Here is a 12,471-nt window from a genome sequence, read left to right as displayed (position 1 = left end):
CTGCCGCCTACAGAAACAGGTCGACGATTTCCGCATCCGGATTGTTACGGACCCCGCTGACATCGTCGAAAATCATGGTGGGTCTGGTAGCGGCGCCGTACTGTGGCCAATCTGGCAATCCCGGAGCATTCGGGTCGCCCCCCGCAGCGAACTGCGACCAGTAACGGGTCATCAACTCGGACAGTGCGCGTGGCCGCTCCCCGCCGCCGGTCTGTTCGGCAACCCTCTCCGTGTTGGCGAACACGAAGGCGATATCGCTGGTGTGGTAGGCGCGCGGGCGCCCGTCGAACAGGTCGGTGCGCCAGTCGAACAGGTAGTTGAATACCCTGCGGTCCTGTACGGCGCTGGCGCGGTTGCAATACTCGACGGCGGACAGCCGGAACCTGCGGGTCAAAAGCACCGACAGCACATCGACCGGCCGCCATTCGGCATCGGTCTTTCGCGCCGCCTCGATGGCGGCATCCGTCCGGCCGTGCAGTTCCGGTTCCAGCTCTTCCTTCAGTCCCGACCAGGACAATCCCTCAAGATGCGGATTGTTTCCGCTGGGCGAGATTTCGTTGCGCGTGCTGCCGCAGATGAGCGGAATGTTCGCGGCTTCGGACATGGCCGCGGTCGAGCCGGGCTGGTGAGGAAGAAACGGCGTCCCCGCGGTGGGCTGGTAGCGCCAGGAGCGCCCCGCCCAGCGGGACGTCTCGATCCCTTGCACCCGGACCGCGTCGCTTGCCGCCTTCGCGGCCCGCAGGAACTCTCCGACCGACAGTTCCCTGAGCCTGCGCACCGATCCCGCGCCGGGCGGCAGATCGAGGACGCGCAGGATTTCCCGGGTGAGCCTGGATGCGGTTTCCTGGTCGTGCACCTCAAGACGTGCACCGCTTTGAATGACCGCCCGGTGAAACAATCCGGACGCCTCGGGCATGGCCAGCAGGACGCTGATCTTGTAACCGCCTCCGGACTGGCCGAAGAGGGTGATGTTGTCGGCGTCACCGCCAAATCTCTCGATGTTGGCGCGCAGCCATTTCAGCGCGTCGACCAGGTCCAGGATTCCGGCGGCCGGCGACTCGGAGAACGATTCACCCATATCGGTATAGAAATCCGTGTATCCCAGCGCGTCGATGCGGTGATTGAGGCTCACCACCACCACGTTCCGGCGCCGGGCGAGGTTTTCCCCGTCGCAACTCAGGAATTCCTGGCTGCTGCCCCTGCGAAAGCCCCCGGGGTGCAGCCACACCATCACGGGCCTCCTGGTTTCGCGGGCGACCGGGGTCCAGATGTTCAGGCGCAAACAGTCTTCCATCGCATCGCTGGGCTGTCCGTTCGGTGCGAGAAACCGGAACACGTCGTGGGCGCGGTCGCGGCTGTCCTCCGGGATCACGGGGCATACCGGGCCGTAGTTCAATGCCCGGCGGATCCCGGTCCAGGGTGTCAGGGCCGGGGCCCGGGCAAAGCGGAAATTGCCCACCGGCGGGTCCGCGTAGGGCACGCCCTTGTAGATGGCCACGCCGCCGCTCTCGTATCCCCGGAGCTTTCCGGCGGTCGTCTCGACCGCGGCGGGATTGGTGCGGAGCTGCCCGGCGGCGCGATTCGGTGGATCGAAGGCGGCATCGGCGCCACCTGGTGCGGCCGTCGCGGCCAGCGGCGCCGCGACGGCGGCCGCAACGACTTCCCGGCGGCTGAAACCTGCGCCTTTGCTTTGCTGATGAGCCTGCCTGGGGGGCATCGCAATGGGGGATCAGTAGGGAACGCGCATCGGTGCGTCCGGGCGCTTATCGAGAGGATCGAAGAGGCGGACATTGCGTCCCAGGCGATCGTAATCGCCCATGTCCGCGCGAACGGACTCGGCGAAACCGAGCAGATTGGCCACGATGTCCGGATGCTCCCGGGACAGGTCGTAGCGTTCGCCGAAGTCGCTCCTGAGATCAAAAAGCATGGGACTTTCGATCGCCGCCGCGTCTTCGGGGTCTATATGATCCGACGGCGTCAGCGGCGCCACCCAATCGGGGTCCCGGGGGCGCGGAAGATGGAGCTTCCACCTGCCCTGCCGCACGGCCTGGAGATGGGTCCACAGGAAGTAGGCAAAGTCATTGCGCAGGCTGCGCTCGGAATCGCCGTTGATGAAACCGCTGCTGTCCAGCCCGTCAATGACCCGGTCCGAGGGAATCGCCGCGTTCGCCAAGGCGGCGAAAGTGGGGAAGAAATCCTGCAACCCCATGATCTCGGAACTGGTTCGACCGGGTGCGATCCTGCCGGGGGCCCAGATTACGCAGGGTACGCGGAACCCTCCTTCCCAGGCGGACGCCTTGCCGCTGCGGAATGGGCCCGCCGAACCGCCGTCTTCGCGCTTGACGATCCAGGGGCCATTGTCGCTGGTAAACACGACGTAGGTGTTGTCCGCCAGGCCCAGCCGCGCGACCTCGTCGACGATCCGGCCGACATGGAAATCCAGTTCCTCGATGGTGTCGCCGTAGAGTCCGCGGGGCGATCCTCCGCGGAATTCTGCGGATGCATCCAGCGCGACATGGGGCATGTTCGGGCAGAAGTACACGAAGAACGGCTTGTCCGCGCTGCTCCTGATGAATTCGATGGTTTCGTCGGCATAACGCTTCGGCAGCGCCGCCTGATCGGGCGCCTTTTCGATCATCCGCCCGTCGCGCAGCAGGACGATATCCTCGGGCCAGTCGTTGCTCGCGGGCGTGCCGAAGTGAACGTCGAATCCCTGCGACGGCGGCAGAAGTTCGGCTTTCCAGCGGTTGTTCGAGTGGCCGCCCAGCCCCCATTTGCCGATCATTGCGCTGGTATACCCGGCCGGCCGCAGGACCTCGGCAAGCGTGATCTCACGGTCGTGAAGCACCGTGTGGCGGCTCTTCGTATTGCCGGGTTCGGCCACGCGTATCGGGTAGCAGCCGGTCATCATCGCCGCGCGCGCGGGGCCGCAGAACGGCTCCGCATACATGCAGGTCAGCTTCAGCCCCTCGGCGGCGAGTGCGTCTATGCGGGGCGTTCGGATGTTCGGCGAGCCGAACGTGCCGACATCGCCGTAACCCAGGTCGTCGGCGAGTATCAGAACGATGTTCGGCGGCGGTCCGGACCACGCGCGAGGCGCCGCCAGGGCCGGCAGCGCAGCGCCGATTCCTGCTTTCAGCATTGTGCGCCGGGTAATCATGGGCAACCGCGGGTCCTCGAACCGATCAGCACAATTGCGCTAAACCTGCACTACTCTAATAAGTTTGGGAGGCGCCGACAAGCGCGGACGACTGGATGCGCAATTCCAGGGTATCGCCGGCCGACAATCGAATGGGCATGTCGAAGCGCACCAGGCAATCCTGGCCATTGCTGCTTACCGTTGCATGGCCCATTGATGTGACTACGCTAGCGACAGTCTCATTGGAACGTGTGCGCAGCGCCATGGTTCGCAGCTTGAGCGTGCCGTGGTTGACAGTCAGCCGCACGGCCAGCGCGGCTCCGGCGCGCCGTTGTTCGAAGCTGCCCCAACCCTCGGGCGCCGTGAACGCCGCCTTGAAATTGCCGTCCTGCGCAAGGCGGGGCTTGAAGCCGATATGCTGCCGGGGGCCGTCAATCTCGTATCCGCACAAGGCCAGGAATATCCCGTACGCCGACATGGCGCGGGAGTAGTGGTCCGAGCACTCGATCTCGTTGTAGGGATTTCTTGCCTTTGGCCGATAGCGATCATGCACGGCCCGCGTTATCGCCAGACCCTTCTCCAGAAGGTCCGGCTGCGCGTCGCTCTCCCAGATCATGTGCCCTGCGAGCTGGTATTCGAGGCCCTGAAAGCAGGTATTGAAATAAGCGAACTGCCAGTTGTCCTTCCACGTCTCGGGCGGGCCGCCATTGGGCCAGGTGCATGTGAGCACGCCCGCATCGCCCACCAGCGCATAGGGGTTGCCGCGGTGACGCGGGTCTTTGATCGAGGCCTGGTAGCGGCCCACGTCCGGGCAGAAGTTATGGTCCCAGATGCGGGCCAGGGCCCGGCGAATTATGCCGCCGTCGAAAAGGCGGCCCAGTCGCAACTGAAACGCCCACCACTGGCCGATCACCTGGTCGATATGGCAGCCATCGCCGATCCCGATCTCGCCGGGTAGTGAAGGATCTTCCTCCTGGACGAAATAGCCGAATTCGGTGCGAAAAAGAGCGGCGATGCCTCTGCGTCCCTGATCGGCGATGGCGCGGCAGCTGCGGGCGAAATCATCGTCGCCCACGGTTTCGGCCATGCGCTCGCCGGCCGCCAGCGCCGCAACGTACAGCGACGCGAAGGCCGGCACCTTTCCGTACCAGCTCGCATCCAACGTGTTGGACTGTTCACCGCCCGGGATTCCGTCCACCCGTCCGTCGCGGGCATCCGCGGCGATCAGGAATTCGATCGCCTTTCGGGTATTCGGCCAGACGCGGTTCAGGAAACCGTCGTCCGCGCTCATCTGGTGCTCGCGCAAGGTGCGCAGGACCACACCGGCTTGTCCGTCAATGGCGATCGAATCTTCGAATTCGGCGCGCGAACGGACCCCGCCGTCGGCGCGGAAAGCGATGCCGTAATCGGTGCGTTCCCTCAAATCGCGCTCTAGTGAAGGGAACAGCCGGGCGACCGCCTGCGCATAGTGCCAGACATGCGTGCAGGTGCCGGGGCAGCATCCCACGCCCTCCCAGCCCCAGAACCGGCCGTCCTCGAATCGGATCGAGGTGTTTGTCTGCAACGCGTTGACCGAGTTGAAGCAACGTTCCAGAAGCCAGTGGGGCAGGGTGCTGTCGTACCAGGTATCCCGCCAGCGCACGGTAGCCTGGCGGAGTTGGAGTCTGTCCTCGGCCAGGCTCCGGGCGGCGTCCGCCGCATTGCCGAAACGGTTCACATACCAGCGCCTGGCCCTGGCCTGCGGGAAGGCGCGCTGATTGCTGTCCCAGGTCCTGGCCTGAAGACGGAGGTTGGGGAAATGCCAGGCGACGACGAAATCGCAGTCGTGAGAATCTCCCACGGTCAGGTTGAACCGGCTGGACAGGCCCGCTATCGCCGGGGACCAGGGGTGCGACTGATAGGGCTCGGCTTTGGATCCTTCGCCGCCGTCGCGTTGCAGGAACGCATACGTGGCGGCGCGGGCCTGAGGATCGCTGCAGGCAAGCGCAAAGGACCCGAAGTCCGTGAGGTCCTCGATCGGGGGCTGATCTCGCTCCGTTAGCTGGCTTCCGGTGAGAACGCGGCCCAGCACGCCGATACCGTTTTCCAGGCGGAAGACACGGTTTTCCAGCGGAGCGTCATTTCGATGGGCGTTGTAGCGAAGCGCCGGGTTCTCGAACCATCCTTCGATCCGGCCCTCGAGACTTTCGGAGCCGGTATTGCGGATGCGATAGCGAAGCAGGACCGCTGGCCACGAGGAGTGATCGGCCTCCAGCGGAACAAAGGGCGTCATGGCCTCAAGATCGACCTGGATGCTGTCCGGGCCGGATCGGTAGCGAACATGCGCCGTGGGGGCGGTAGCGGTGAAGGCGATATCGCTGAAACCGGTATGGTCCAGCGGAAATCTTGCCTCCGAGCCGTTCCGGCGGATAACCAGCGCGAATCCCTGTTCAAAACGCCAGGGGCTGTCCGCCTGTGTGGGAGGTTCGAGGAAATTGGCCCCGTCTCTCTCCCTTAGCCGGCCGCCGCGCAGATTCGTATGCTTGCCCGGCTTCAGGGTGGAGGGCACCACGCCTTCATGGGCCTGATTGAAAATATCCCAGCACCATAGCTTCCCGTCGCCTCCCAGGTACACCGTGCCGGCGCCGATTCCGCCGATCGGCATGCCGACGTACCGCTGTTCGTCCCAGGTCCGATAGACTCGCGCCGTTCCCCGTTCGGAAAGGCGGTCAAGCCATTCCCGGCTGAGTTTCTTGTCCAGCGGCACACTTCGCAGCTCCGCGGGGAAGGGACCTGCGAGTACCGCGGCGGGCCGCGTCAGTGAAAGGGCCGGCAGCGCAGCGCCGATTCCTGCCTTCAGCATGGTGCGCCGGGTAATCATGGGCAACCGCGGGTCCTCGAACCAATCAGCAAAATTGCGCTAAACTTACTTTACTCTAATAAGTTTGGAAGGCGCGGGCAAGCGCGACCGTCCGGACGCGTAATGCCAGCGCGTCTCCGGTCGAAAAATGGAAGGCGGCGGCTCTTCACGGGCATTTCTATAGAATGGCCCGCACCGGCATCGACCGGGGAACCGGGCCTGCCGTTTCTTTGCCGAGCGCCCGACGGCACCATCGCTACGCAGGATATTCCGGAGATCACTCATGTCCGCCACAAATCTATCCTTACTGAAGCCGGATTCCGAGAGGAAGAACTGGTTCATTCATGACCGTTTCGGAATGATCATTCATTTCGGTCTCTACTCGCTCCACACGCAAGGCGCCTGGCACCGGAGCCGGCAGGAATTGCCCCACGAGCACATTCTGAAGTACTTCAATCAGTTCAACCCCGACCTCTATGCCCCTGGGGACTGGGCCCGGCGCGCCCGGCGCGCCGGCATGACCCACATGACACTGACCTCCAAGCACCACGATGGCTTTTGCCTCTGGCCGACCGGGGAAACCGATTTCAACGTAAGCAACACACCCTACGGCAGGGACCTCATCGGTCCATTTGTCGAAGCCTGCCGCACGGAGGGCCTGAAGGTGGGCCTCTACTACTCCCTGATCGACTGGAGCCACAGGGATTTCGCGATCGACCCCTTTCATCCCCTGCGCAACATCGAAGACCTTGAAGGCTACAACGCGAAGTGCGACGTTGCGCGCTACCAGGCGTTCATGAAGGCCCAGGTCACGGAACTGCTGACTCAGTACGGCGAAATCAGCCATTTCTTCCCGGATTTCAGCTATCCGCGGGCGACGCATCGGGGCGTGTCCGGCAAGGGGCGCGATTACTGGGACAGCGAAGGGCTGCTCGCGCTCGTGCGGGAGCTGCAGCCGAACGCGATTGTGAACAACCGGCTGGATCTGCTGGATATTGAAGCCGACTTCTACACGCCCGAGTGTTTCGTGCCTCATGAAGCGCCCCTGCGAAAGGGCCGGCCGGTCGATTTCGAGTCGGCTTTCACCATGTCCGAGCGGTGGAGCTACAACCGCGACGAGCAAAACTGGAAGAGTCCGCATCAACTGATTCGGGTTCTGGTCGACATGGTCTCCATGGGCGGCAATTTGATGATGAACGTCGGCCCGACGGGACGGGGCATCCTGGACCAACGGACCATGGCGGCGCTTGACACGTATGCCGACTGGATGGAACTGCACGCGCGTTCCATATACGGATGCGGGAGGTCCCCCTTCCAGGCGCCGAAGGACTGCCGGCTTACGCAGAACGGCAATCGGGTTTATGTGCATCTGTTCAGCTGGCCCTACAAGCACCTTTACATTGAGGGCCTGGGAGGCAAGGTCGCCTATGCGCAACTGCTGAACGACGCCAGCGAAATCACCTGGCTGCCGCCCGGCAGGCGCGTGCTCGGAGAAGGCGAAGGGCTGCAGGGCCTGGACCAGGACGACTTGCCGCACGACATTCTTGTCCTGCAGCTCCCGCCCGCAAAACCGCCGGTTGAAGTGCCGGTCATCGAACTCGTTCTCAAGTAGGCGACCGAAATAAAGGACGGCCTCGCGTTGCTGCGAGGCCGTCAGCCCAAGGGGACGGGATATGGGCTAGAAAGTGGTGCGGACACCGAAGAAGTAGCGGCGCCCGAAATTGAAATAGTCGCGGATTCTTTCCGGTATTCCAAGGTAACTCTGCACATCCTCGCCGGTGATGTTCTTTGCCTCGAACGACACCTGCCAGTTGTCAAAGAGGTCGTAGGCGATACGTCCGTCCAGTTGTCCGTAGCCTTCGACATACCGCGGCAGCCCTCCGTTCCCGTTGGTGCGCTGCAGGAAGTCGTCGCGGTAGTTGTAGGCGAGCCGGGCGCTGATGCGATTGGCTTCGTAGAACCCGATCAGGTTGTAGGAACTCTCGGAAATACGCTCCAGACCGACGCGATCCCCCGTGAACGAGTTGGTATTTTCCGTGTCGTCATCGATCAGGGTAAGGTTGGCGACAACGCCGAATCCATTGTCCCAGGCCTGCTGGAAGCCCAGTTCAAGCCCCCGGAGCTTTCCGCCCGAACCGTTTATCGGCCCGACGATATCGAATTCCTCGGGAAATCCCGGCACCATGGCTTTTTCACCTGTCAGGCCGGAACTGAAGAACGATTCGATGTCCATATGGAACACCGTGGCGGAGACCCCGCTGTTGTCGCCGAAGTAGTATTCCAGCGCCAGGTTGATATTGGTGGAGCGGAACGGATCAAGGAATGCGTTGCCTCCCCTGACCGTAAGCTGGCTTGGATTGACCGTTCCGCGAGGCGCAAGTTCATCCGCCTCCGCGCGGAACAGGGTCTTCGACGCGCCGAATCGGACAATCAGGTCGTCCCGGACCTCCCAGCGCACGTTCAGGCTGGGCAGGACGTCGCTATAGGAATTCTCCAGGTGGATCTGGGGCAGCAGATAGCCCTGCCCGGTAAAGGCATCCCGCACCGTAGCCGCGGGATCGGGCGTCACGCCTTCCGCGTCGGCGATAATTTCGGTCTCCACCCAGCGAACACCGACGTTGCCGGACAAGGGTCCGTTGGAGAAATTCATCTGCACATACAACGCCGTCGTTGATTCTCCGATCAGCGCGGTGTCCGGCGCGTTGGGCAGGAAATCGTGCTGGGGCGGCAGGAACTCGCGATTGAGAACGTCCTTGTTCGGGAAAATGAGGTTACCGACCTGCTGTCCCGGCATCTGGTCACCGTAGTCGCTGACGCCGAGGTGGGCGGCGGTCGTGTGAACCGCGCTGTTCGGATCGGTGAAATGCTGGTCCAGCGGGGTGAGCGAGAAATTGATGAAATTGCTGCGCGCCCTGGCGCCGAAAACTCCGGCAAAGTACTCGGCGTCCGCGTAACGAATGCCCGCTTCCACGTCATCGATAAAGTCGTTGTCGTCGAATTCGAAGGAGGCGCTGAACCGGTATTGCGTGTCGTCCTGCTCGTTGGAGGTCTTCGATCGGCGCACGCGCCACGCCTGCCAGCCGTCGGTTGAAGTGGGATTGGCTACGAAATCGCCCAGCGGCATGGAAGACGGCACCCCGGACGCAAGGTCGGTGCCGATCACCAGACCGCGGTGGCGGATTCCGGTATGGTCGAAATCTCCGCCCGATTCGGATTCGGAATACCCCAGGTCGCCTTCGAAAGTCCAGGGACCCGAGGTCCATGTGCCGTTCAGGCCGCCCATCATCACGTGCGCGTCGGTGGAGAGGAAGAGGTTGAATATGTTCATGAAGCTGGTGCCCGGAACAATACTCGCCCCGATAATGGTTCCGCTGGAGGTGGTCTGGACCGTCGAGGCGTCCAGTGTCCGGCCACCGCCGAGGCGGGTCAGTCCGACCATGGACACCTGCGTTGAAACTTCCTTGCGACTGTTGTAGAGCAGGTCGCCCTTCAATTCAAAGTTGTCGTTAGGCCGCCACTGAACTGCTGCGGTGGCGCCCGTCCTTTCCGAGGGCACCACCCAGAGTTCATATCGGGATGCCCGCGGGCGCCAGAATTGCTGGCCTCCGGAACAGCGTGCGTTGTAGGTGGCGTCCACGCAGTCGAACCCGTCCGTGGTGAAGCCGTCCTGCCGGTTGTCGCGTTCCTCGTAGTGTGCGGTCAGCATGATGCCCATGGTTCCGTCCGCTGAGGTATTGCTGATCGATCCCGTAATCCTGGGCAGGTTCTCGTCAAGCAGGTCGGCATAGACCAGTTGAGCGCTCGCCGCGGCGCGAAATCCACCGCCGTTGTCGAAGGGCATGGCGGTTGTCACGTCGACATGACCGCTCAGCGAGCCGTCGATATCGCTGGCGGCCGAAGACTTGACGACACTCAGGGAGGAGACGAATTCGGAGGGCAGATTGCGAAAGTCCACGCCGCGCTCGCCGAAGCCGGTAGCAAGGACTGCCCGACCGTTGACAAACGTCCGGCTGGTGTCCGGTCCCAGACCGCGGATACTGATGAAACTGCCTTCACCGAAAGCGCGGCCGCTTCGATCGATCTGCACGCCGGTCACCCGCTGCAGTGATTCGGCCACGTTTTCGTCCGGGAACTTGCCGATGTCTTCCGCGGAAATGCTGTCGATGACCTGGTCTGCGTTTCGCTTTGCCTCGAGCGACCGCTGCAGTGATCCGCGGATGCCGGTCACCACGATCTCTTCGATGGCCTCGTCGTCGGAATCGGACTGGGCCGCTGCGGTTCCCGCGCCGAATGCAAGTCCCGCTGCAATGGCAATCATCCAAACAGATTGCAATTTGTTCGCTACATATGGTGTGCTCATGGTTGTCTGAACTCCCTGAAAATCGCCTCGCCGGCTCGCTGTCAACCGGCCCCGAGCGGAGTCCGCGGCAGATTCATCCTGATCGTCCCCGTATCCGCGATACCCTCTTATATCAGGAATGCAAACTTTTTGCAATAGTATCGATTTACTAGAATTATCACGGTCCGCGACGAGCCGCTCTGTTCCAAGAAAGATGTTCGATTGCAGTAGTATTCAAACACGGGCGGGATTTTCCCTTTCCCGGCGCGAAAGCGGTTCTGAAGTCTGGGAATCTTGTCTTCAAGCGCAGGAGACACTACCGTCTTGATGCAATTCAAATGAAAACAGCAGTTACAGGCCCGTTCGCGCCGGGGATTCCGCAGCGGTCGACCGCCGCGCTGGTCACGCTGTTTCTTTGCCCCGGCCTGCTCATCTACACCGTTTTCATGGTCTGGCCCGTGGCGCAGGCCGCGATGTTCAGTTTCTTTGACTGGAACGGATTCGGCTGGCCCACCGATTTCACCGGATTTCGCAATTTCGTCAGCGTTCTGAACGATCCCCTGTTCTGGAAGGCCTTCGGCAACAATCTCTACCTGATTGTCTTCATGATGGCCACGGTGGTGCCCGTCGCGCTCGGGCTGTCGGTGGTGATCGCCCGCAGGATCCCGTTCGCGATCACGTTCCGGCTGATTTTCTTCCTGCCGTACGTGCTCGCCGACCTGACCGCCGGTCTGATCTGGCGCTACCTGCTCGACGGAGACTACGGAGTGCTTTCGGAAATCAGCCTGTTCGGACTGGACGAAGCCTATGTGCTGGCCAATCCGCAACTGGCGCTTACGGCGGTGGCGGTGGTGATGGTGTGGAAGAGCTTCGGCTTCCACCTCATCCTGTTCGTGGCCGGACTGCAGCAGATCGACCATTCGCTCTATGAGGCCGCCGAGATCGACGGCGCGGGCCCGTTCCAGAAGCTGACGAGAATCACCATCCCGTTGCTGGCCCCCACCATCGCGCTTTCCGGGTTCTTCGTGGTGATCAGTTCCATCCAGGCCTTCGACATGATCATGGCCATGACCACAGGCGGACCCTCCCGGTCCACCTCAACCATGGTGCACTACCTGTACGCCGACGGCATCGCGAGCATGCGGATCGGATTCGGCTCCGCCATCGGCGTGGTCATCTTCTTCATCACCCTGGCGTTCTCTGCGACCTACCGGAAGTTGAGCGGCCGATATGCCTGAAGGGAATCCGATTACCGTCCGGGATCCCGCAGCGGCAGGGCGCGCACCGGACCGCCGCGTCGATGTGGGCCGCGTGCTGGTCTATGCGGTGCTCTCCGTGTTCGCGCTGGTCGTGCTGGTGCCGCTGGTGGCGACCGTGCTCGGAGGCTTCAAGACGCTGGGGGACTTAAGGGTCAATCCGCTGGGCCTGCCCAGCACCTGGGTCTGGAGCAATTACGGAGACATCCTGCTGAGCGCGGATTACTGGGTCATGCTCAGGAATTCGCTGGTGGTGGCCTTCCTTGCGGTCGTGTTCACGATCCTGGTCGCGTCCATGGCCGCGTTCGCGTTTTCGCAACTGCGCTTCTTCGGCTCGAAGTTCCTGCTCGGGTACGTGGTCATGGGCCTGATGTTTCCCACCGCAACGGCCATTCTTCCGCTCTTCATCCTCGTTCGCGACCTGGGGCTCATGGACAGCCATATCGGTCTGGTGCTGCCCAAGGTTGCCGGCGGCATTTCGGTGGCCGTGGTCCTGTTCGCCAATTACTTCAGAAACCTGCCCGGGGAGCTGTTCGACGCGGCCTTCGTGGACGGTTGCGGCTACTTCCGGTTCTACTGGGAGATCGTATTGCCGCTGTCGGGGCCGATCATCGCAACCGTTGCGATCATAAACTTCGTGGCAAGCTGGAACACCTACTTTTTGCCGATGGTCCTTCTGAGCACTCCCGAACTCTTTACATGGCCGCTGGGCCTGATGGACTATACCGATGAGCGGGGATCGGACTGGCAGATGATCTGCGCCTTCGTGACGCTCACCATGCTGCCGATGATCGTTGTGTTCCTGGCCGCGCAGCGGCACGTCATCTCGGGCCTCACCTCAGGCGCCGTGAAATCGTGAGGCGTTCGGTGCAACTGATCGTCTCAACCGTGGGCGGCC

At 62.4% G+C, this 12,471-nt stretch carries 7 protein-coding genes; 3 read left to right on the top strand and 4 right to left on the bottom strand.

Going from position 1 to position 12,471, the window contains the following annotated elements:
- Positions 1 to 7: 7 nt before the first annotated feature.
- From F4036_03900 to F4036_03890, 3 genes are read right to left on the bottom strand one after another with little or no spacing between them, the layout of a single operon-like run.
- Positions 8 to 1,717 (bottom strand): carboxylesterase/lipase family protein, encoded by a 1,710-nt coding sequence (locus F4036_03900; GenBank protein MYK36886.1) that lies wholly within the window; start codon positions 1,715 to 1,717, stop codon positions 8 to 10.
- Positions 1,718 to 1,729: 12 nt separating this feature from the next.
- The gene (locus F4036_03895) at positions 1,730 to 3,160 is read right to left on the bottom strand and encodes a sulfatase (GenBank protein ID MYK36885.1); all 1,431 of its coding nucleotides are present in this window, start codon (positions 3,158 to 3,160) and stop codon (positions 1,730 to 1,732) included.
- Positions 3,161 to 3,215: 55 nt separating this feature from the next.
- Positions 3,216 to 5,999 carry a hypothetical protein gene (locus F4036_03890; GenBank protein ID MYK36884.1) on the bottom strand — a complete coding sequence of 928 codons (2,784 nt, stop codon included), beginning with the start codon at positions 5,997 to 5,999 and terminating at the stop codon, positions 3,216 to 3,218.
- Positions 6,000 to 6,261: 262 nt separating this feature from the next.
- On the opposite strand from F4036_03890, the gene F4036_03885 reads away from it, so the two are divergent.
- Positions 6,262 to 7,590, top strand: a complete 1,329-nt coding sequence (locus F4036_03885) for an alpha-L-fucosidase (GenBank protein MYK36883.1) — start codon at positions 6,262 to 6,264, stop codon at positions 7,588 to 7,590.
- Positions 7,591 to 7,656: 66 nt separating this feature from the next.
- On the opposite strand, the gene F4036_03880 is transcribed toward F4036_03885, so the two are convergent.
- Positions 7,657 to 10,338, bottom strand: coding sequence for a TonB-dependent receptor (locus F4036_03880; GenBank protein ID MYK36882.1), 2,682 nt, complete (start codon positions 10,336 to 10,338; stop codon positions 7,657 to 7,659).
- Between the two features lie 317 nt (positions 10,339 to 10,655).
- Here F4036_03880 and F4036_03875 point away from each other — a divergent pair, with 317 nt between their 5' ends.
- Positions 10,656 to 11,555, top strand: a complete 900-nt coding sequence (locus F4036_03875) for a sugar ABC transporter permease (GenBank protein ID MYK36881.1) — start codon at positions 10,656 to 10,658, stop codon at positions 11,553 to 11,555.
- Positions 11,548 to 12,432: a carbohydrate ABC transporter permease gene (locus F4036_03870; GenBank protein ID MYK36880.1), complete on the top strand. Its 885-nt coding sequence runs from the start codon at positions 11,548 to 11,550 to the stop codon at positions 12,430 to 12,432. Before F4036_03875 ends, F4036_03870 begins: the two co-directional genes overlap by 8 nt.
- Positions 12,433 to 12,471 lie beyond the last annotated feature (39 nt).

The organism is Gammaproteobacteria bacterium, assembly GCA_009845905.1.
Taxonomy (GTDB): Bacteria; Pseudomonadota; Gammaproteobacteria; order Steroidobacterales; family Foliamicaceae; genus Foliamicus.
Note: the sequence above shows the minus strand (reverse complement) of the source record. Positions and strands in the feature narration are given on the sequence as shown.

What these genes read in the sequence shown, in the direction of transcription:
- F4036_03900 (MYK36886.1), bottom strand. Translation starts at nt 1,717, where the DNA reads ATGCCCCCCAGGCAGGCTCATCAGCAAAGCAAAGGCGCAGGTTTCAGC.
- F4036_03870 (MYK36880.1), top strand. Translation starts at nt 11,548, where the DNA reads ATGCCTGAAGGGAATCCGATTACCGTCCGGGATCCCGCAGCGGCAGGG.
- F4036_03885 (MYK36883.1), top strand. Translation starts at nt 6,262, where the DNA reads ATGTCCGCCACAAATCTATCCTTACTGAAGCCGGATTCCGAGAGGAAG.
- F4036_03880 (MYK36882.1), bottom strand. Translation starts at nt 10,338, where the DNA reads ATGAGCACACCATATGTAGCGAACAAATTGCAATCTGTTTGGATGATT.
- F4036_03875 (MYK36881.1), top strand. Translation starts at nt 10,656, where the DNA reads ATGAAAACAGCAGTTACAGGCCCGTTCGCGCCGGGGATTCCGCAGCGG.
- F4036_03890 (MYK36884.1), bottom strand. Translation starts at nt 5,999, where the DNA reads ATGATTACCCGGCGCACCATGCTGAAGGCAGGAATCGGCGCTGCGCTG.
- F4036_03895 (MYK36885.1), bottom strand. Translation starts at nt 3,160, where the DNA reads ATGATTACCCGGCGCACAATGCTGAAAGCAGGAATCGGCGCTGCGCTG.